The sequence below is a fragment of the Propioniciclava sp. genome (assembly GCF_047602245.1).
Taxonomy (GTDB): Bacteria; Actinomycetota; Actinomycetes; order Propionibacteriales; family Propionibacteriaceae; genus Propioniciclava.
The window spans coordinates 2,979,068-2,999,795 of sequence record NZ_JASGHT010000001.1 but is presented as its reverse complement, the minus strand read 5'-3'; the positions used below and the strand labels follow the sequence as shown (position 1 = coordinate 2,999,795).

15 protein-coding genes are annotated in these 20,728 nt (G+C 69.1%); 2 read left to right on the top strand and 13 right to left on the bottom strand.

Annotation, left to right across the window (positions count from 1 at the left end; translation table 11 throughout):
- The first annotated feature begins 36 nt into the window (after positions 1-36).
- Complete coding sequence (gene ettA / locus QM708_RS14195; protein WP_415109874.1) at positions 37-1,719, top strand: energy-dependent translational throttle protein EttA; 1,683 nt, start codon at positions 37-39, stop codon at positions 1,717-1,719.
- A 3-nt stretch (positions 1,720-1,722) separates the two neighbouring features.
- Complete coding sequence (locus QM708_RS14190; RefSeq protein ID WP_415109871.1) at positions 1,723-2,376, top strand: HAD-IA family hydrolase; 654 nt, start codon at positions 1,723-1,725, stop codon at positions 2,374-2,376.
- A 13-nt stretch (positions 2,377-2,389) separates the two neighbouring features.
- Here the strand turns inward: QM708_RS14190 and QM708_RS14185 are convergent, their stop codons facing one another.
- From QM708_RS14185 to QM708_RS14125, 13 genes are all read right to left on the bottom strand, one after another.
- On the bottom strand, positions 2,390-3,010 hold the full coding sequence (locus QM708_RS14185; protein WP_415109868.1) for a single-stranded DNA-binding protein: 621 nt from the start codon (positions 3,008-3,010) through the stop codon (positions 2,390-2,392).
- A gap of 198 nt (positions 3,011-3,208) precedes the next feature.
- Positions 3,209-4,819: a GTPase gene (locus tag QM708_RS14180; RefSeq protein ID WP_415109865.1), complete on the bottom strand. Its 1,611-nt coding sequence runs from the start codon at positions 4,817-4,819 to the stop codon at positions 3,209-3,211.
- Positions 4,809-6,605 carry an ABC transporter gene (locus QM708_RS14175; RefSeq protein WP_415109862.1) on the bottom strand — a complete coding sequence of 599 codons (1,797 nt, stop codon included), beginning with the start codon at positions 6,603-6,605 and terminating at the stop codon, positions 4,809-4,811. Before QM708_RS14175 ends, QM708_RS14180 begins: the two co-directional genes overlap by 11 nt.
- A 6-nt stretch (positions 6,606-6,611) precedes the next feature.
- The gene (locus QM708_RS14170) at positions 6,612-7,997 is read right to left on the bottom strand and encodes a PrsW family intramembrane metalloprotease (protein ID WP_415109859.1); all 1,386 of its coding nucleotides are present in this window, start codon (positions 7,995-7,997) and stop codon (positions 6,612-6,614) included.
- A gap of 106 nt (positions 7,998-8,103) precedes the next feature.
- Positions 8,104-10,113, bottom strand: a complete 2,010-nt coding sequence (locus tag QM708_RS14165; RefSeq protein WP_415109856.1) for a lysozyme — start codon at positions 10,111-10,113, stop codon at positions 8,104-8,106.
- A gap of 21 nt (positions 10,114-10,134) precedes the next feature.
- Positions 10,135-12,294 carry a hypothetical protein gene (locus QM708_RS14160; RefSeq protein WP_415109853.1) on the bottom strand — a complete coding sequence of 720 codons (2,160 nt, stop codon included), beginning with the start codon at positions 12,292-12,294 and terminating at the stop codon, positions 10,135-10,137.
- Between the two features lies 1 nt (position 12,295).
- Entirely contained in the window at positions 12,296-13,021 is a 726-nt protein-coding gene (locus QM708_RS14155) for a hypothetical protein (protein WP_415109850.1), read from the bottom strand.
- Positions 13,014-13,274, bottom strand: coding sequence for a hypothetical protein (locus QM708_RS14150; RefSeq protein WP_415109847.1), 261 nt, complete (start codon positions 13,272-13,274; stop codon positions 13,014-13,016). The genes QM708_RS14155 and QM708_RS14150 overlap by 8 nt, the downstream gene beginning before the upstream one ends.
- Positions 13,274-15,430, bottom strand: coding sequence for a hypothetical protein (locus QM708_RS14145; protein ID WP_415109844.1), 2,157 nt, complete (start codon positions 15,428-15,430; stop codon positions 13,274-13,276). Before QM708_RS14145 ends, QM708_RS14150 begins: the two co-directional genes overlap by 1 nt.
- Positions 15,431-15,463: 33 nt before the next feature.
- Positions 15,464-16,516: a hypothetical protein gene (locus tag QM708_RS14140; protein WP_415109842.1), complete on the bottom strand. Its 1,053-nt coding sequence runs from the start codon at positions 16,514-16,516 to the stop codon at positions 15,464-15,466.
- Between the two features lie 28 nt (positions 16,517-16,544).
- On the bottom strand, positions 16,545-18,452 hold the full coding sequence (locus tag QM708_RS14135) for a hypothetical protein (protein WP_415109839.1): 1,908 nt from the start codon (positions 18,450-18,452) through the stop codon (positions 16,545-16,547).
- Between the two features lie 10 nt (positions 18,453-18,462).
- Positions 18,463-19,785, bottom strand: a complete 1,323-nt coding sequence (locus QM708_RS14130; RefSeq protein ID WP_415109836.1) for a S8 family peptidase — start codon at positions 19,783-19,785, stop codon at positions 18,463-18,465.
- Between the two features lie 43 nt (positions 19,786-19,828).
- Positions 19,829-20,590 (bottom strand): helix-turn-helix transcriptional regulator, encoded by a 762-nt coding sequence (locus QM708_RS14125; RefSeq protein WP_415109833.1) that lies wholly within the window; start codon positions 20,588-20,590, stop codon positions 19,829-19,831.
- Between the last annotated feature and the right edge of the window lie 138 nt (positions 20,591-20,728).

Below are 20,728 nucleotides of genomic sequence, written 5' to 3'. Positions count from 1 at the left end.
TTTCATCCCACACACAGCCAATGACGAGGACGGTTCATGCCCGAGTTCGTGTTCACCATGCACAACGTGCGCAAGACGCTGGGCGAGAAGCTCATTCTCGACAACGTCACGTTGTCGTTCTACGAGGGCGCCAAGATCGGCGTCGTCGGCCCCAACGGCGCCGGCAAGTCGACGCTGCTGAAGATCATGGCCGGCCTGGAGAAGGCGAACAACGGCGACGCGATGCTCGGCAAGGGCAAGACCGTCGGCATCCTGCTGCAGGAGCCGCCGCTCACCGAGGACAAGACGGTGATGGAGAACGTCGAGGAGGCCGTCGCCGAGACCAAGGGCATGCTGGACCGCTTCAACGCGATCGGCATGGAGATGGCCGAGCCGGACGCCGACTTCGACGCGCTGATGGACGAGATGGGCACGCTGCAGACCGAGCTCGATCACCGCAACGCATGGGATCTGGACAGCCAGCTCGAGCAAGCGATGGACGCCCTGCAGTGCCCGCCCGGCGACACCCCGGTCAACGTGCTCTCCGGTGGTGAGCGGCGCCGGGTCGCCATGGTGAAGCTGCTGCTGCAGCAGCCCGACCTGCTGCTGCTCGATGAGCCCACCAACCACCTGGACGCCGAGAGCGTCAACTGGCTCGAAGGTCACCTCAAGAGCTACCCGGGCGCCGTGCTCGCGGTCACGCACGACCGGTACTTCCTCGACAACGTCGCCGAGTGGATCTGCGAGATCGACCGCGGCAAGCTACACCCCTACGAGGGCAACTACTCCACCTACCTGGAAACCAAGCGTTCCCGGTTGCAGATCGAGGGCAAGAAGGACGCCAAGCGCGCCAAGATCCTCGAGCGAGAGCTGGAGTGGGTGCGCGCCAACCCGAAGGCCCGCCAGGCCAAGAACCGGGCCCGCCTGGCCCGCTACGAGGAGTTGGCGGCCGAGGCGGACCGCAACCGCGCGATCGACCCGACCGAGATCAACATCCCGCCCGGTCCGCGCCTGGGCGCCGATGTGCTGCAGGCGGTCAAGTTGACCAAGGGCTTCGGCGACCGCGTCCTCATCGACGACCTGAGCTTCACGCTGCCGCGCGCCGGCATCGTCGGCATCATCGGCCCCAACGGCGTCGGCAAGACGACCCTGTTCAAGATGATCGTCGGCGAGGAGACCCCGGACTCGGGCGAGTTGAAGGTCGGCAAGACCGTGTCGTTCAGCTACGTGGATCAGGGCCGCGGCGGCCTGGACCCGAAAAAGAACGTCTGGGAGGTCGTCTCCGACGGCCTCGACCACATCAAGGTCGCCAACTTCGAGATGCCCTCGCGCGCCTACGTGGCGTCCTTCGGCTTCAAGGGCCCCGACCAGCAGAAGCCGGCCGGCGTCCTGTCCGGCGGTGAGCGGAACCGCCTCAACCTGGCGCTCACCCTCAAGCAGGGCGGCAACGTGCTGCTGCTCGACGAGCCGACCAACGACCTGGACGTCGAGACCCTGCAGTCGCTCGAAGACGCCCTGCTGGAGTTCCCCGGCTGTGCCGTCGTGATCTCCCACGATCGCTGGTTCCTCGACCGGGTCGCCACCCACATCCTCGCGTGGGAGGGCAACGACTCCGACGAGGCCAACTGGTTCTGGTTCGAGGGCAACTTCGCCGACTACGAGGCCAACAAGGTCGCCCGCCTGGGTGCCGAGGCCGCGCGCCCGCACGCGTCCAAGCACCGCCGGCTCAAGCGCGACTGACCCATGGCCGAGGCGATCACGGGCCGCGCCCTGCTGCTCGACATGGACGGCACCCTCGTCAACTCGCACGCGGTCGTCGAGCGGGTGTGGCGGGACTGGTCGATCGAGAACGGGCTCGACCCGGTGGAGGTGCTGCCGAGGATCCACGGACGCCAGGCGCACGCCACCATGGCGATTCTGCTCCCCGGCCGCCCGCACGAGCTGAACCTGGCCGACAACGCGCGCCTGCTCGCGATCGAGCAGACCGACCTGGACGGCATCGTGCCGATTCCGGGCGCGGCCGATCTGCTGGACGCGATCGCGGACGTGCCGCACGCGCTGGCCACCTCGGCACCGGTGCCTCTGGCTCGAGCCCGGATGGGCGCGGCCGGGCTCCCGGTGCCGTCGGTGACGGTGACCGCCGAAGATGTCCGGTTCAGCAAACCCGACCCGGAGTGCTTTCTGCTGGCGGCCTCCCGGCTTGGGGCCGCCCCCGAGGACTGCGTGGTGTTCGAAGACTCCGAGGCCGGCATCGCCGCCGCCCGCGCCGCCGGGATGGCGGTCGTGGGCGTCGGCGGTCCTGCCGCGGCGTGCGATCCCGACCTCGCCGTGCCCGACCTCACGTCGATTCACCTTGAGGTGGTCTCGGACGGCTCCTTCGTCCTGACGCTGGTGTGATCTCGGCCCGCCGTCAGCTGGCCAGCGCCTCCAGCGCCTCGTCGGCCTCCTCCGCCTCGCCGGCCTCGTGCGATCCGCCGGACGCCTCGGCCTCACCGATCACACCGTTCTCGTCCGGATCGCCACCCCATGGATCGTGGGCGGCCCAGGGATCGTCGATGCGCTCGTCGGCACCCTCGCGCGCGCCGTTGGCACCGGCCTGGTCCGCGTAGCACGACGCCTCGGCGTCGTTGCGCGCGGCCTCGAACTCGGATTCGGCCGGCCCGGACGCCTCGGGCCGCAGCCGCGCCCGCACGAAGCGGGCGGTGCCGCGGCGCAGGTCGGGCGCGACCCAGGTGGCGTCGACCGCGAACTCGGCCCGCGGCATGCCGTGGGCGTCCACCCAGCGATCGATGCGCAGGCGTCCGTTCACCAAGACGGCGTCGCCCTTCTTCACGCTCTCGATCACATGCATGGCGAGTTGCCGCCAACAGGTGACCCGGTACCAGGTGGTGTCGAGGTCGACCCACTTGCCCTCGCGCAGGCCCCGTCGCGTCGCCGCGACCGGGAACGATGCCCGCGCCCCATAGCGCTCGTCGGTGCGCCACTCCACATCGGCTCCGACGTTTCCGCTGATGACCACTTCCGCCTCCATGGCAGCCCCTTTCCGGTTGGCTCGTGCCAGGGCATTCGGCGGACTGGGCCGGTTTTGGGCAACGGATTCGCTGGCTGTGGACAACTCGCGTCGCGTCCCACGGGCAGCGATCCTGCTGTGGACAAACACCCCGCGCACCCGGGGCGTCCGCCGCACCGCCGCACTCGACCGCACGACGTGAAGGGTTGACCAGCAGTGTTACCGCGCCTTGGCGACCGCCTCGCGCGCGGCGGCCAGGCGTTCCAGTTCCGCACGCACCGGCTCGACGATCTCCTCGTCGGCTACCTCGGTCACCGACGTCATCAGCGCCCGTCGCGCCGAACGCGCCTTCACCGCCGCGCCCGCGTTGACGAATACGCGACTGAGCAGGGCCACCAGCACGCCGCCGGCCACACCGCCGGCCACGAGAACCAGCTGGGCGGGCCAGCCGAACCACAACAGCAGCGGCAACTCCACCGGCACCTGGGCCAGGGCGAGCAGGGCCGGCAGCAGCAGCCACACTCCCCCGGCGACCAGCGCGGCGAAGAGCAGCCACTGGAGGATGGTGACCACGATCCACCAGCCGTGCCCGGCGTCCATCTTCAGATCGGTGGAGGCCACCGCTCGGTCGAGCCGGTCGATCACGCGCGCGTCGTTGCCGCGGGCCACAGCGCGGATGCGGTCCGCCCACCCCCGCGGAAGCCCTGCCGTCGCCGTCTCGATCACGCCGCGCACGGAGGCGTCCAGCTTGGCGCGCTGCACCGAGGTCGCCTTGGGCAGCGATGTCCGGCTCACCTCGGTGGGTGAGAGTGCGGTGGGCGCCAGCCCCATCCGCAACCGCTTCAGCGGGTCGGGTTTCAACCGCTTCACCCACGACACCATCGGCCAGCCGGTGGCCAGCGCGCCACGGTGCTGCCATGCGTCGCGGACGCCGTCCACCACCACCGGCACGCTGGCCGCCTGCGCCATCGACGCGTACACGCCCTCCAGCGAGGCCTCGTCGAGCACGGGAATCGGCCCTGAGCCGAGTTCGCCGGCCAGCAGACCGGCCTGGCGGGTGACGTCGGCGGCGAACCGCATCCGCGAGGCCGCCTTCGCACGGGCCGCGGCCTCCAGCACCGCCCGGAACTCAGGCACACCCTCGCCGGTCACCGCCGACATCGCCAACACCCGGACGGCACCGAGCCCCTCGGAATCCAGCAGACGGCGCAGGTCGGCCAGCGCCGCGGCCCGCGCGTCCGGCGTCAACCGGTCGGCCTGGTTGAGCACGACGACCATGATGTCGGCGTGGCTGGCCAACGGCTTGAGGTAGCCGTCGTGCAGCGCGGCGTCGGCGTATTTCTGCGGGTCGACGATCCACACCATCATGTCGACCTGTTCGACCAGCCGGTCGACGGTGAGCCGGTGCGCGACCTCGGTCGAGTCGTGGTCGGGCAGGTCGAGCAGCACCAGGTCGCGCAGCGCGCCGTCCCCGGTCGCGATCAGATGGCGGCGCCGCACGCCCAGCCAGTCCAGCAACTCGGCGGGCAATTCGGTGCCCCAACTGACCGCCATCGCCTCGCTGGTCGTCGGACGGGTCACGCCCGCTGTCGCCAACTGGGTGCCGGTGACGGCGTTCAGCGTGCTCGACTTGCCCGACCCGGTCGCCCCGGCCAATGCCACCACGGTGTGCTCGCCCGCGATCGACAGACGCTCCCCCGCGCGTTCGATGAGCGCATCGGTGGCCTCGATCACCGATTCTGGGGCTCGCCCGCGCGCGAGATCGATCGCATCATCGAGGTACTTCAACCGTGCGGCCAGGCTCGGCTGCTTGCGCCGGTCATCCTTCACGCGGCACCTCCACCCGGTAGCCTTCGTCAGCAGGTTCGAGCACCTCGCCGCTCAGCACCGGATGCTCGGCGGCTGGCAGCGGGACGATCCGTGTCTGGCCGCGACGCTCGGCCAGACCTGCGACGGCGGCGCGGACGGCGTACGCCTGCCGGGCATCGACGCCGACGCCCGTCAACGCGTGGTGGTAGCGGCCGAGCTCGATCGCCATCAGCGACTCGATGTGCTCGTCGAGCAACTGTTTGGCCTGCTTGGCGAGCCGGCGCACCGCGTCCTCGCCGAAGACCGCCTCGAGCAGCTTCTGGGCGAGCACAGCCGTGCCGCCGGCCACCCCCACCTCGGCACCGGTCAGGCCTCCGGTCTGGCTGAACACGACAACCATGAGCGCCACTCCGGCGCCGTTGACGCCGAGCGCGAGATAGCGGGCGGTGCTGCGCTTGGAGGCGCCGACCTCTTGAACCAGATCGAGCACATCGCCTTGCCAGGCGCGGATCGAGCGCTGCACCTCCTCGGCGAAGTCGGGCGAGGAGTGCGCCAGGTCGGAGCGTGCGCGGGCGAGCACCTGCCGCCCGGCCGCGTTCGCCGCCCAGGACGCCTCCGCGCGCTCGGCCGCGGCGTCGCCCTCTTCACGGACGAGGGCTTCCAATCCGGACTCGACGGCCAGCTTCACCTCGGCGACCTGCGGCGGCTCGCCCTTGAACGCCGACAGCATTCGGTCCCTGAACCGGCCGATCCGCTCTTCGACGGCCCGCATGAATGCGCCGGTGCCCACGAAGTCCTGCCAGCGCGCCAGCACCTCGCCACGCAGCAGGGTTCCGTCCGCTGTCTGGACGCCCACGGTGCGCACCGCCTCGGCGTAGCTCTTCTCAGCGTCCTCGCGCAGCCGTGCGAGCGCCTCCGCCTGTTCGTCAAGCGCGGTCGCGACGGCGGGCGCGCGGTCCACCAGCGAGCCGATCGCGCCTTCCAGGGTCTGCAGGACGACCGCCTGCCGGCTCGCCTGGTCGGCGGCCAGCGTGGCGAGCCAGCCCCGGATCGGCGCGACGGCGGCGTCCGGAAGCATGCCTGCGGAGTCGGTGGTCGTCTCGGGGACGGCGAACAGCGGTGAGCGACCCAGCCCACGTTCGGTCATCAGGCCGCCCAGGTGCGCGGGCACCTCGCCCATCGCCGCAGGCGGGATCCGGTCCAGCACCACCGCGACCGCGGCACCGCGCTCGGCGGCCGAGCGCAGATATTCCCAGGGCACGGCATCGGCATACCGGGCCGCCGAGGTCACGAACAGCCACAGGTCGGCCGCCGCCAGCAGCTGCGCGGCGAGCGCCCGGTTCTCGGCGACCACCGAGTCGATATCGGGGGCGTCCAGCAGCGCCAGGCCACGCGGCAGCGACGGCTCGGCGACCAGTTGCAGCGTGCTGGTGTCGTGGGAGGGATCGAACGAGCGCGCCAGCCCGGGCAGCACCCTCTCGGAGGTGAAGTGCTCGGCGTCGTCGGGATGGTGCACCAAGACAGGGCTGCGGGTGGTCGGGCGGATCACGCCGGGGCGCGACACGACCCGCCCGATCAGCGAGTTCACCAGCGTCGACTTGCCGGCGCCGGTCGAGCCACCGACCACGGCGAGCAGCGGCGCCTCGAGACGGTCCAGGCGCGGCAGGATGTAGTCGTCGAGCTGCGTGGCCATGGCGCGCGCGGTGCCGGACGCCTCGGCGCTGCCGGGCAGTTCGAGCGGCAGCCGCACGGCGCTCACGGCGTCGCGCAGGACGACCAGCGCTTCGGCGAGAGCCACTGTGCTCATGGCGTCCTATCCTTTCGGCGGCCCCCAACGCGGGTCCACGGGCGAATACACCGGCGAGCCTAGCGGCATGGACGCCGTCGGTGCGGGAGTCATTTGCCTGCGGCGCCGCAATCGCCGCAGAGGATTCGGGATCTTCGGGAACTGGAAGCGCTGCGCCTTCGGGTCGGTGATCGCCACCGGCCACAGTGCGTGCGCGGTGGCGAGCAGTTCGCGGGCACGGCCGTCCCCGGCTTCATCGATCGCACCGCGCACCTGCGCGTCGCGCAGCTGCGCCAGTTCGCTCATGGCGCGCTGCAGCCGGAAGGTCGCCATCAGCGGCCGCCAGCCGTAGCTGACCGCGTTGCGCAGGCTCGCCCACCGCGTCCGCTGCCGGCTGAAGGCGACCACCGCCTCGGGCGGCAGCCAACCCATCATCACGTAGTCACCCAGGCGATCGCGGTGGCGGCGCCCCTCGGCGAGAACCTGCCGGATCAGGTGGAATGCCAGCGACAAGGCGATGATCCAGCCGATCACCGCCATCACGTTGGCGTCCATCCCGACACTGGCGAAGAAGTTGAACACCATGTGCGCCAACGCGGCGAGCAGGTAGCCGGCCAGCGGCGCGATGATCCGCACCACCTTGCTGCGCGCGCGCAGGGCGATGATCAGGCCGATCGCGGTGAGGATGGTGAACAGCGGGTGCCCGAACGCGGTCTTGAGACCGCGCAGCAAGACGATCTCGTTGAGCGCCGCCTGCGGATCGCCGGCCTCGATCGTCGTCGACGAGTACACGATGACCCGGCTGTAATAGAGGATGTTCTCGGTGAAGGCGAAGCCCGCCGCCGACAGTCCCGCCAACGCGGCGGCCTGGATGCGAGAGACCAGCCGGTAGCGCAGCACGATCGCGATGCCGAACAGCACCGTCGCCTTGGTCGCCTCTTCCACGAACGGGGCGATGAACACGGCCGTGCGCGCGCCGGACGCCGGATCGCCCTCGCCCACGATCGAAAGGTGCTGCCCGGCCCAGGTGTTGATCATCATCGACAACGCGGTGGCGACCGCCCCGCCCCAGCCCACGGCGAGCCACCACAACAGCGTACGCATCGGCCTGAACCGGTCGAGGCAGACGAACACCACGACCCACGCCAGCAGCGTCGGCCAGGCCAGCTGCGCGGCGCGGCGGATCGCCGACGGGTTCAGCCCGGGGATCACCCCCTCCTCCAGCACCGTCGCGCGGATCGAGGTGGAGTACATCCACCACAGGCAACCGGCGTAGATCGCGGTGAGGCCGAGCGTCACCCACGTCCATGGGCTGGTCAGCACCCGGAGCGCCCAGTGCTGGTTCTCCGACGCCGACGGACCGGGGAGGCCGTTGGCGCGGCGCGCGCGGCGTTCAGCGAGGTCGAGCGTCATGAGCCCAAGGGTAGTAGGCCGCACCGACTCCTCCAGGCACCTCTTCAGCGTCAGGGATCGCTGAAGGCCAGCCTGCCCGGGGGTTTGCTCGGGTAGGGCGGCCTCCTCACCATGAAGGGTGGGCGCGAAGGTAGGCGAGTTGGTCCTCGGGAATGGCCGGCACCGGAACGACGACGTCAGGGAAACTGAACACGTCGTCTCCCCAATTCCCACCGATCAGCGACCGCGAGGTGGAGTGAAGGTTGCTGAACCGGATGCCGCCGAACGCGTCGATCGCGACATCGCCGCTGAACTCCCACTCTCCGTTGCCCAGGGGATCGAAGTGCCCGTCGTAGTGGTAGTGCAGCGGCCACGTGCGTGGATCGCCATCCGGCGGCAGGCGGGTGATCGCGCGGAAATGGACCGACGCCTCGGAACTCTCCCACCCGCTCGAACGCGACTGATCGACCTCGATCACCGGCGTCGATATCTCGCCGTAAGCGTTGCCTTCCCAGCGAATGGTGAGCACCGCGTAGGCGGTGCCGGGACGAACCTGCGGTATCCGCACGATACCTTGGCGGTACTCATGGGCCTGACCGGTAGCCTTCGCTCCGGGCATCTGCTTGCGGGCTTCGGGCGTGAGAAGGCGTTGTTGTGTGTCGTAGCTGACCGTCAGCGAACCGGACGCCTTGGCCAGGACCTGGGTCTGCACGATGGCGGCCGCACCGAGCCCGATCTGTGCGGCCTCCGCGCCGGTCAGCAGCAACAACGGGTTCTGCTGGTAGGCATAGACGCGGACCTCCTTCGAGGCAGGAACCGCCAGGGCGACCGCTCCGGCGAAGAGCTCGGCCTCGGCGCGTCGGCGTTCGGCGAGCACGGCGCTTTCCCGTACGCCGTCCGGAGTGCGCACGCGCGTCCAGCGCCGCATCTCGGCGGGAATCCCCGCGACCTCGCCACGCTCGAGCTGGGCGAGCACGGACGACCGCTGGAAGGCCTGCGCACCGATCCCGCAGGCGAAACTGACCAGCGCATCAATCTGATGCACGGCCAAGGGAGCACCGGACTTCACGGCGAGGAAGTCCTCGGCCGCCGCGATCCTGCGCGCCAACTCTGCCTCGCCGGCCGTCCCCGGCGCCAGGTAGGGACGCTCCCAGTTCTCGATGAACGTCCGCCCGGCCGGTGAAACCTCGACACGCCTGGAGAAGGGCACCACCACGCCACCGGCGCCGCGCCGCACCGACGGGACCACCGTGGTCACCAGCACGGACTGCTGCGCCGACCTCGGCGGCGGAAGGGCGTCGGTCGCGATCGTGACCGACCCCGCCCCGGCGATCTCCGGTCGGCTGTCGACGACGAACTCCCAGCTGGCCGCGTCGATACGGCCGGCGAGCAGGGAGGCACCGGGAATCGGAAGCCGGGAGACGAAGCCGCGGACGACCGCGTTGATGACGTCGATCGTGTCCCGGTAGGCACCGGTGGATGCGGCTTCGAAGCTCTCGCCCGCCTTCCACCGCTTCCAGAAGAAGTGGAGCGTCGGTTCCGGCAGATAGTTGTTGCGGTGCGCGCCCGAACTCGTCCGTGCCCCGGCATCCAGCCAGGCCGGGTTCAGGCTCGATCCGACACAGTTCATCATGTAGACGCCGCGCACGTTCAGGGCGCCGCCGTAGTCGGCGCGCAGCGCCCGGATCCATGCTGCGTCCACCGAGCCGGTGGCCGACACGAATTCTCCGTTGCCGCCGTGGGTGAGGATCAGCAGATCGATGACGCGGCCGGCACGCGTGGCATCGAACAGCGTGGCCCGGAGCTCTGCGGGGGTCGCCGTCGAATCGCGCAGGATCGTGACGTCGGCGTACAACCCAGGACGCGCCGCCCCGAAGTTGTTCAGCGCCAGGTCGGCGGACTCGAGCATGGTGTCGACGGTCCTGCGGATCGCCTCGTTGATCGTCTCGGCGAGGCTCCGGCGGACGTCGGGGGTGATGATCGCCTCCGCGCCGGGGATCGCCTGGACGAGCTTCTCGACCAGGGCGGGAAGGCCCAGGTCGATGCCACCGTTTTCGATGAGCACGACGAGTTGGCGATCGGCAGCCGACTGCACGGCGCTCCAGACCGAGCGTGAGGTACCTGAGGTGCGTGTCATGGCATGTCCTTCCCGAATACGTTACGCCCGGCGCAGGTGATGTCCTTCGAGCAGTTCGCTGATCAACTGGTCGACCTGGTCGGTGATGAGTGCGGCGGCCGAGTCGACCAGAGCAGCCGACGTGGGCGAGGTGTAGGTGTCGACGGCGGCCCGGATCACCTTCAGGCCGTCGGGCGTCGGGACGGGCGTGTGCGCCCAGACCCGCTCGACAAAGGTGCTCAGATCGACGCCGCTAGCCAGCAACCCCGGGTCACTGAGGTTGGCCACCGACTGCGCGACAGCCTGGCGCATCACCGCCAGGGTCGCCGGGTCGAGGTGTCCGTCGCCGTGCACGGTCCAGGGAGCGGCTCCTGCGGCGTTCCTGACCGCCACGCCCACCTTGTTGAGGTGGTCGTGCACGCTCTTCACCGCAAGGTTGGCGATCTCGTCGGGCTTGACCGCCGCGGCCTTGCGCAGCAACTCCGTGAAGTTGTGGACGGTGTTGATGTTGGCATGCCATCCCACACCTCCGATTCCGATCGAGGGGTCGTACTGCTCGAGGACGCTGAACTTGGCCTTGACCTCACCGCGGAAGGCACGCTCGGCCACACGGCCGAAGAACTCATTCGCCTCGCGGGTCAACGTCGAGCCGTCGTAGAAGCCGGCACGGAACCGGCCCATGACGACCTCCTTGTTGACGAGATGCCCGGCGGCGAACGCGTCGGTGAGGAAGTGATCGGCGAATGCGTTGACGATCAGCGCAGATTCGAGCGAGGGCGTCGCGTTCGGGTGGGCGAGATGCAGGCGCTGCGACTCGGCCAACGCCCGCTGATGCAGTTCCCGATAGCGAGCGCGGTTGTCACCGTACCGTTGGGCAAACGACTCACCCATCAGGGAGGCCGGCGAGAAATGGTCGTAGTTGGCCTTGGCCAAGGTCAGATAGATGCCGCCGGTGGCCCTCTGCCACTCCGCGTCGTTCGGATTACTCCCGGAACCGCTGCGGTAGTGGTCAGCGCTGCGGCGGATGAGGGTGCGCATGGTCTGAAGTTGCTCGGGAGCGGCCGCCAGGAGACCGTCGGGACCGTCGAAGAAGTCCCCCATCGCGATCAGGTCGCCGTAGCTGAAGGGCACACCGCCAACATTGAGCGGCAGGACGGCGACCTCGTCACCGGCACGCACGTGTTCGCCCGTGTCAAAGAACGGGCGGCTCAATCCGTCGCCGCCAAGCGCCTGGACGGTGCCCCCGAGGGCGACGCGGCCGGCATCGGTGACGGGATACAGGTGGCTCCACACGGGGATGGGTGGCGCTTCGGCCGACCGGCGGGCGTCCTCGATGGCGGACAGGTCGCGGATGAACTCACGTTGGCCGACCGTGGCTGGCGCGGCGGCGGGCGGAGCCGGGGACGGGCGGGGCCCGGCCGGGGCGACCTGCGCCTGGAGCGCTTGGTCGAAGCTGTCGAAACGACGCTGCAGTTCGACTGTTCCGAGGTCATAGGCCTGCGCGTAGGCCATGCTTTCGGCGATCCGGTCGAAGATCGCCTGCTCGTTCTTCGCCTCCACCGGGGGCGGGGGCGGTGGTGGCGACGCCTGTCGCTCGCGCATGGCGCCGGTGGCCGGATCGTAGATCTTCTGCCCGGTCAGGATCGCCTGCATGTCGGCGGCCAGGTCGCTTTCCGCGAGTCCCGCGCGCGCCTCGGCGGGCGGGTCGCTCGGGACCGGTGGGCGCGCGGCTTCGAACGGGTCCACCGGCCGCTCAACGGGGGCGATCGGTGCCGGAGGTGGTGGAGCCGGCTCCGGCTGCCGGATCGCTGCCGAGTAGGGGTCAGGTGCGGCATCCCCGGGCGGCGGCGGAGGCGACGGCGTCACCGGTGCAGGCGGGGCAGGATCCGGTGCGGGGTCGGACGCCGCCGGCGGCGGCACCACGGCAGCCACCGGAGCGGACGACCCCTCGGCCGCTATCGCAGGGGCCGTCGCGGGGGACGTGCCGGCCGGTGACGTCACGGCGGGCGGCTCGCCGCGTTCCACGACGTATTCCTCCGCATCCGCCGCGGGCACGACGGCCGGCAGCACGTCGGCGCCCGTGTCGATGCTGAGGCCAACGGCCCGCGGCGACGGACGCGGCGCGCGACGAGGAGGACCGTAGAAACCGGTCAGAAGGCGCGCGTAGGCGGCGTCCACGTTGCCACTACTGGGATATGCCATGTCAGGACCTCACATTCACTTTCACGACCGCGAACTGGTCGAAGGTGATCACCAGTTCGTTGTCGTCCTGCAGCAGACGGGCGTCGTCGAGGCGGAGGGTCAGGTGCGCCGGACCGCGCGAGACGACCTCGACCAGTTCCCCGTTGACCACGGCGACCGGAGCGAACGAGGAGTCGACCGACAGGTTCCGGCCCTCGACCAGCAGCACGGGCGACCCGTCCGACTGAGAGAGGCTGACACCGTCGATGACCGGCGCGGCCTTGCTGCGCCGCGACTGCTGGAGTTTGCGGGCGATCTGCCCGTAGTCGATGTCCGAATCCGTCGCCGCACGCAGGTCGACCTTGCGCTCCTGGAGCTCTTGGAGGTCCTCGATCGAGTTGACGCCGATCCGCCTCAGCTTCGTCCGCGTCGGCTCGTCGACGTCGAGGCGATCCGGTGCCGGCGACGGCCCCCGCGTCTTGGTGCTGGCCCGGACCTGCTGGTCGGTAATGGAGTTGAGCTGGATCGACAATCGCGACGACCCTTCCTCGCCGGGGCGAGCTGTCACGAACCGCACCGATCCATCGCTGTAGGTCGGGAACGCGTTGACGTCGAGGGACACTTCTTTCACCGAGTAGCTCAACGGCTTGTTGATCGCCTTGACGGCGAGTGTCTCGCGGGTCTTGTCGAGTTCGACGACGAGCGAGTCGACGAAATCCTCCAGGCGCCAGGGCGTGTTCTCAGCCATCGGACTCTCCTGTCACCACGACGATGCGCACCGCATGGAGGACCGGCGCCAGCGAGGTCTCGAGGTGGTACAGCGGCGGCGCGGCACCGATCTGCACCTGCCCGCCGGTGACCGTGAGATCGAGTTCGATCGGCGTGGTCACCTCGCATGCGGTGATGGTCTGACGGATACCGCGGGCGGCGTCCTCGATGGGCGGCGACAACGGCAGCAGCGCCGGCAGCAGCCGGTGCAGGGGGATGAAGGCCTCGTCCATCAGTCCGCGCTCCGAGCCGGCTCCAGACCGGCCTTGACATCGAACACGACCTGGTAGCCGTCGAACAGGTAGCCCTCCGGGGTCGGATCAGGCTGCTCATCGGTCGACGTCAGTCCGAGCAACCGGATTGCCTGAACGACCGGGAAGGCGACCTGTCGGTCGGCCATGCTCAGCACCTGACCGTGGGCATCGACCTCTGCCGGCGCGCCGACGGTGAAGGTGCGCAACTCGATCACCGGGACGGCCCAGAGCGCTCCCCGGGTGCGGCGGCGTCCCTCGAAGCGGACGTTCACCGTGGCGTCGCCTCCCTGGGTCGACAACCACGCGGGGCTGCGGAACGCAGTCACGTCAACCGCGTCGAGCGGTCCATGACCCGGCCACAGCGCCAGCAAGGCGTTCAGTTCCGGCACCGCGACCTCGATCCCGGCCTTCACGCGCCCGGAGGTGACCTTACGCACCCCGCCGGCGGGTGTGCCCGGCGCGGTGCGCGTCTGCATGAGTCCGTTCGTCTCCCCCGCCGTGAGGAGAACCGAGTAGCGCACGGCGCTGTCGAAGCCCCACAACGCCGCGTCGTCTCCGTCCTGCGTGGTCCAGACCCGATTCCAAAAGGTGCGATACCGGGGCATGTCGGTGAGTTCGATCGGGGCGCCGACGCGATCACCGACCGTGCGCACGGTGCACGGCGCGGCCACCACCACGCGGCTCGCGCAGACGCTGCGGTGGACACCGGAGGAGGTGGGCCAGCGAAGCTCCGCCACGACATCGAGGTCGACCTCCTGCGGAAGCGCCGCGATGTCATGGCCCGACAGCGTCACCGCGAACACGCCGCCGGGTGCGATCTCGGTGAGCCGTTCCGTGCGCGACAGCAGCACGGTCGAGGTCCCCGGCTCGCGCACCGACAGTTCCAGGATCGCTCGGGGCAAGGGAGTGGCCGGACCATCGGCGGGCACGTCGAGGCGGAAGCGCAGCGAGACCGTCTGCGTGGGCGCGTAGACGACGCGTGCGCCCCCGGGGCGGTCGAGCGCCGGCGCCTGTACCGGGGTGAGAAGCGCCCGGCTGGCGCGCCCGGCGTCCTGAGGTGCCGGTGAGGTGCTGGCGGACTGGGCGAACCAGACCGGCGTCCCTTCCGGAGCGGATACGGGGCGTGCCTGGAGGATGCCGATCACCTCGGCCCACGCGTCGTCCTCGCCTGCCGAACGCAGCAATTGCAGCAGCCGCATCCGCGTGCGGGGGTCGAGCGCGCTCGCCAGCGGTGTGGCGGCCTCGCGACAGCTCGCGTGCCGCATCGCGAGCGCGTTGAGCAGCAGCGGCAGCACCGAGGGCGGTGTCGCCGCGGGCCACGCCTGCGCCTGCGCGATGGCTGAGGATCGCCACTGCGGACGGACCGACGCGGGGGTGGAAAAGAGATACTCGGCCGGCGCCTGCGCCACTACGGACGCCGTTTCGGCGGTCGCGGCAGGGGCTTGCGCAGCAGGTGGCTGTGGCGTGGTGGCTCCCGTCGTCGGGGTCGCCGGCGCGGTGATCGTGGGCGCGATGATCGTGGGCGCGGACGCCGCGGCCGGAGCCGGCACCGTTCCGGTCGCACCGAGCACCGTGCGCAGCAGTTCGCCGAGCACCTCGGGCGTCACCAGGGACGCCGCCCCGGTTCCCCCGAGCAGGTCGCGCAGCAGCGGCGCCGCGGCGCGGACGAGCGAACCCAGGAGGTCATCCAACGACGCCGCTCGGCTGAACGCGCCGGCGGCGGTGCGGTGCGCGACCCCCGTGCGCAGGGGTTCCGGCATGGTCCGCGCCGGTGAGGAGGACGCGGTCATGGCCCGGTCCTCACTCGGGGCACGGCCGAGGACGGGACTACCACCGCCGGCCCCCAGCCTTTCCGCCCGCGAGAACGCCCGGCTGCGGCCGGACTCGTCCTTGGCCGTTTGCACCTGGACGAGCGTGCCGCGCTCGCGGACGGCTCCACGATCGAACGCCAGTCGCATCGTGGTGTCGAGGTGGCGGCCCGCCCGCTCGTTGCGCACCCACGGGCCGACCCAGTACGGCTGATCGACCACGGCGATACCGTCCAGGTCGCGCACCTCGAGACCGAGGAGGGCGCGCGCCAGCGGGTTCGTGCCGGTGTCCACCTGCAGGGTGATCGTGCGTCCATCGTCATCCACCTCCCGGAGTTGAGCGAGTGCCATCTCGCCTGCCTACCTGCCGGTGACCGCTCTCGGAGCACCAGCGGGTGCCGCCGCGCCGCCCGGGGCCAACGCGGCGGTGCCGCCGTCGGAATACATGTTCGCGAAGTTGTCCAGCTTGAAATAGTCGGTTTTGAACTGGATATTGACCTTTCCGGTCAGCTTGGCGGACAAGGTGTCGGTCGCTTCCTTCTGCGACGTATTGATCTGGATATTCGTATTGGTCATCGACATGCTGCCGCTCGGCCCACCGAACAGCCCGAACAGCGGAGGGTCGTAGTCCATCTGCAGGGTCGTCGTGTTGATGTTCTGGTCCTGATGGGACGCGGTGGACTTGCGATTGGCGGTGATCATGAACTCGACGCCGGCCTCGATGACGCCCTTTTCGACCACCAGGCGCGTGACGCCCATCAGCAGCACCTCGCGTAGCGCTGCACGGTGCTCCTTGGCCATGTTGATCTTCGCCTCGAGGACGGCGCGTTTGACCTCGGCGTCCTCCGGATCCTTCTTGTCGCCATCAGGGGTGGTCAGCGCCAGTTTCTGCCGGCCGTCCGGACCGGTTTCGGTCGTGACGCCGAACTGCTCGGGTCGTGACTCGGCCAACTTGAGGAAGGACTCGTCATCCTTGATCTTCGTGATGAATTCGGCCGTCGACTTCGTAGCCTCCTTCATCAGCTTGATGTAGGAGTCGGTCTGTTCCTTCATCACCTTCAGGTTCGCGTTGAAGACGGCCTTCATCAGGTCGGCGACGAACTGAGGGAAATCGACGCTGTCCACCAACTCGTTGAAGGCCTCGGTCGACCCCTCGAAGCCCGGACGGTACCCGTCGAATCCCATCTCTTCGCCCGAGTCGGTGGCCATCGCCCGGACGACGGCACGAGGCGACAGGCCACGGCGCGCGCGTTCACGATCGACCTCCTCCTCGACGAGGGAGAGATAGACGCTCTGCTGGTCTGCCAGCGCCATCGACTGGAACGGTCCACTGGGTGCCAGCACCTGCACGGCGTTGCGGCGGGCGATGGTCAGGATCTCGTCGTCGGGCGACCAGGAGGAGATGTCGGTCATCGTTAGCTCCGTTCTTGTCGCGGCCGGTTCAGAAGTCCCACTCGTCGCCCGGCGCGGTGCGCGCACCGCTGGACGACGGAATCAGGCCTTGCGGGATGAGTCCCGGTGGCATGCCCGGCAACGACGCCGGATCCGGCATGCCGGGCATCGTGGTGGGCGCGTCCCCGCTGGTCTCGCGGCGTTCATCATCGTCGGCGAGTTGTTCCTGCAGGATGCTCTGCGTGGTGATGAAGGCGTCCACGTTGGAGATGAACTCCGAGAACGGGCCATCCTGCTCGAACGACCACGCGGTGTAGTCGGCGATCTGGTTGATCAGCGTGTAGCCCAGGCGCGCCTTGTTGTTGAGCACCGACACGCGCGCCCGCGCACCTCGCGCGACCGCGAGCTTCTCGACGACCTTGAGCCACGACCCACCGCCCGGAACGACGTGAGAGCGGATCTCCGGATGCTGGAAGATGCGCGTGACGAGGAAGTCCAACTCGGCGTTCATCAGCGGCGTCATCACGGTGGCCAGGCCGACGCAGTTGCTCGACAGGTTGTACTGCAGGTCTTCGACGGCCTGCATGACGTTCTGGCGCGACACGAAGTTGTCCGGGTTGGGGCTGACCTGGGCCCGCTCGAGGTAGCGTGCGGATTCGAGGATCAGGATCTTCCACAACCGCAGGAACTCGTCGTTGACGGGTGCGTCGCCCGCCGTCGGCGCCGAACCGGAGTTGAACACCTGACGGTAGTAGGCGCGGCGCAACGGCTCCCGCGTCGCGTTGACCTTGTCGATCTGCCCGGTGCGGTAGTCGATCACCGGGAAGCGCCCGGAGAAGACGTAGTCTTCGAGGTCCTTGCGCAACACCGGGTCTTCCACGGCGAGACCGTCGTGGTAGAGGTAGCTGTCGGTGAAGTAGCGCATCGCTTCGAACAGTCCGAGTTCGTCGCCGAGCGTCATCACGTAATAGAGCTGGGCTGCGCACTTCACCGCGGCACTGTTGACCGAACTCGACGCGGCGTCGTCACCGTAGAAGGTCACCCCGAACGGATCCGTGCTGGGCGCCGCCAGCGGCTCCGCCGACGCTGCCTTGGCGAGATACAGCGGCACCATATAGGCCGCGTTCTCCTCCGTGACGGTCACCGGGGCCGCGTTGAGCAGGGCGATCAGGCGAGGCCTCAGCTCGGCGGGCACCGACACCTTCGAAGCGACGATGATGTCGTCGAACTTCGACTCCGCGAGATCGGTTTTCACCAAGGACAGCATCGCGTCGGGGAATCCGGCCGCGGTGAACAAGGCCTCCGAAGCCCTCAGCGCCGCGACGAGGTGGCTGTCGTCGTCCTCGATCAACCGCACCCGGAGCGACTGGGCGGCCACCAGTTCACGGGCGGCACTCACCTTGGCGTAGCCGACCATGTCACCGGCACCGAGCCGGTGGGATGTCGCGAACGTCAGCAGGCTCGCCCGCTGACGGATGCCGAACAGCAGCGTGCCGCGTGCGAAGACCAGGTCGCGGATGCCGGTGCGATCCAGGACGACGCGGGTGTTGAAGTCGAGCACCGAACTCTGTTGTTGCAGGTCCGCATCGAAGGCGTAGCGGAGGTCGCTGAGGTCCTGGTTGGCGGCGATGACCTCGCTGATGGTGAGTTCGCCGTCGTTCTCGACCAGGGACTTCAGCTTTGCGGCCAGGCTCTCCTTCGCCCATCGTCCGACGCCGACCTGTTTCGCGCGGGCAGGGGTCAACGTCAGTCTGGCCAGGGCCGTGACGGCGTCGGTCGGCTCGTCGGCGCCGATCACCGCCTTGCGCAGCAGGGCGTCGAGTTCGTCCAGCACCGCGCCGACCGTCTGGTCGGTGGCGGCTTGCTGTCCCTGGACGGTGGCCAGGGTCCGCTTGATGCGGAAGCCGCTCGCGGCAGCTCCCTTGTCGAGCACCGTGGAGGTGACCAAGTTCGGCATCACTGTCTCCTTACCGTGGGTTGCCCGCTGCGCTGCGCGGTCGAGGCGAGCGCGAGAGCCATTTGAATGCGTCTGTGAGGTTGATCAGTCCGTAGCCGGCGAGCGGGCTACGGGAGCGGGAGTCGATCCGGTCGCTGGTCTCGCGCAGCACCCGGATGACGTCGTTGCCGGCGAGCCCGAACCCGTGACGACGTCCGTAGGACTTCATCAGGGCGACCGCCCCGGCGACCAACGGTGAGGCCTGGGAGGTGCCCGAGGCGACGGCGTAGCGCCCGCGGGCGTACGAACTGAGGATCTGCACCCCGGGAGCGATCACCGTGATGTCGGCCCCGTAGGACGAGAACGACGCCACGCGTCCGGCGCTGTCGCAGGCGCCGACGGCGATGACACCGGGCAAGGCGCCCGGGTAGTACTTGGTCGGTCCGCCGTCGTTCCCGGCGGCCGCAACGACCGTGACACCTTTGCTCTGTGCGTAGCGCACCACATCGGCATGTGGCAGGCCGCCTTCGGTATGGCGAATCCCGACGCTCATGTTCACGACGTCGGCGCCCCGGTCGACACACCATTTGAGCGCGGGATTGATGTTGTCGACGATGCCGGCGCCCTGCAGGCCCGCCTCGGTCTTCATCGTCGCGAGGACGCGCACCGCCATCAACCGGCATTCCGGCGCGACACCCGGATCGATCGCCTTGCCTGCTGCCGCGATGATGCCCGCCACATGCGTGCCGTGGCCGACTTCGTCGTCTGGATCATCGTCGGCATCCAGCACGTCCCCGACGAAGTCGCTGGTATCCAGGCCCGCGAGATCGACGAAATCGGCGGCGGCGTCCACCTTGCCCGCCAGCTCTGGATGGTGCAGATCGACGCCGGTGTCGAGCACGGCCACGTGGACGTGCGGGTCGCCCCGGGTGAACGCCTGCGCGAAGTCCAGTCCGATCAGTTCCCGGGTAGACCCCGGAGCACTCAGCGAGCGGGCTTCCCCAGCATCGGGCAGATCGACCGACGCCACCACGAGTTGGCTGCACCGCTCCACGGTGCCCAGCGCACCGAGCGATGCCAGCACCTCGGGGGCCACCACGGACGCGTCCAGCAGCAGGATCCGGTAGGTGCGGTCGAGACCGTGGAAGACCTCTTCGGGGCTCCAGGCACCGCCCGCGGGAATGTACTCGTGGGTCACCCAGAAGTCGGTGGGCATCCGGTGAAGGACGGCGTCCACCTCGGCATTGACCGTGGTCACGGTGTGGGTCTTGTCGCCGATGAAGCCCACCCAGTCAGGAATGACGGGCGGCTCGGGGAGCCTGGCCCGCATCTTGAGGATGAGATGATGCTTCACGCTTTCGATTGAACGATCAGCGGCGCACCGTGACAATACGTAGTTACGACACCCCCCACAGGGGTACGGGCGGCAACAGGCCGAGCGCTTCGGCGCGGCGCACCGCGAGTAAGCGATCATGCACGCCGAGCTTCGCGTAGACGTTGCCCAAGTGCTTGTGCACGGTGCGCTCGGAGACTCCCATCCTCGCCGCGATCTCGCGGGCCAGCATGCCTTCGCTGAGTAGCCGCAGTACCTCGATCTCCCGCGAGGTCGGCTGAGGCAACGAAACCGAGGACGGCGGAGCTGGCGTGGCCGGCGTCACCGAAGGAGCCGTCCGGCGGGCACGCTCGAGCAGCTCAAGATGGCGACGCACATCGGTCAGCCGAGCCTCATCCCGTTCATCCGGCCTGGCCATCGTGCCCAACAACACCACGGTGAACCCGTGGTGATCGGCGATCACCGGAAGCTCCGACAGATGAGCCGAGGCGAACCAATCGATCACGAAACGACGGGCCGCACAGCCGTACCAGACCTCCTCCAGCGTGTCGGCCGACCATGTCTCCGGGATGGTGAAGTCGATCGTCGACGCCATCTCGTCGGACTCCTGCCGCCACAGACACAACGCCGAACGGGGCTCGCCGAGATCCACCCTGATATGACCCGTCGCCCGTGCACGAAAGGCGCGCCCGAGCCAGCTCAACACGAGCGGACGGTGGTCGCCGCCGTCGACCACCGTCGTGAGCGCGTCGGTGTACATCTCCAGCGCCCACCGCGTGAAGACGGCGTCATCCACCGTGGGCGGACGAGCCGGATCCGATGGCATGGCGCCTCCTCGCGGCGCTGTCGAACAGGGGCAGCTGAGACCTGAAGTGAAGCGAAGGCTACTCCGCTGGTCTCGCTCGTGTCGATGAGTCGAGGTGCCCCCGCTCGCCTCCGCCTTGGGTCGAGTCAATCAGATGGC

Excerpts from the sequence above, each read along its gene's own strand:
- ettA (WP_415109874.1), top strand. The coding sequence starts at position 37 with ATGCCCGAGTTCGTGTTCACCATGCACAACGTGCGCAAGACGCTGGGC.
- QM708_RS14190 (WP_415109871.1), top strand. The coding sequence starts at position 1,723 with ATGGCCGAGGCGATCACGGGCCGCGCCCTGCTGCTCGACATGGACGGC.
- QM708_RS14185 (WP_415109868.1), bottom strand. The coding sequence starts at position 3,010 with ATGGAGGCGGAAGTGGTCATCAGCGGAAACGTCGGAGCCGATGTGGAG.
- QM708_RS14175 (WP_415109862.1), bottom strand. The coding sequence starts at position 6,605 with ATGAGCACAGTGGCTCTCGCCGAAGCGCTGGTCGTCCTGCGCGACGCC.
- QM708_RS14170 (WP_415109859.1), bottom strand. The coding sequence starts at position 7,997 with ATGACGCTCGACCTCGCTGAACGCCGCGCGCGCCGCGCCAACGGCCTC.
- QM708_RS14165 (WP_415109856.1), bottom strand. The coding sequence starts at position 10,113 with ATGACACGCACCTCAGGTACCTCACGCTCGGTCTGGAGCGCCGTGCAG.
- QM708_RS14160 (WP_415109853.1), bottom strand. The coding sequence starts at position 12,294 with ATGGCATATCCCAGTAGTGGCAACGTGGACGCCGCCTACGCGCGCCTT.
- QM708_RS14155 (WP_415109850.1), bottom strand. The coding sequence starts at position 13,021 with ATGGCTGAGAACACGCCCTGGCGCCTGGAGGATTTCGTCGACTCGCTC.
- QM708_RS14150 (WP_415109847.1), bottom strand. The coding sequence starts at position 13,274 with ATGGACGAGGCCTTCATCCCCCTGCACCGGCTGCTGCCGGCGCTGCTG.
- QM708_RS14140 (WP_415109842.1), bottom strand. The coding sequence starts at position 16,516 with ATGACCGACATCTCCTCCTGGTCGCCCGACGACGAGATCCTGACCATC.
- QM708_RS14135 (WP_415109839.1), bottom strand. The coding sequence starts at position 18,452 with ATGCCGAACTTGGTCACCTCCACGGTGCTCGACAAGGGAGCTGCCGCG.
- QM708_RS14125 (WP_415109833.1), bottom strand. The coding sequence starts at position 20,590 with ATGCCATCGGATCCGGCTCGTCCGCCCACGGTGGATGACGCCGTCTTC.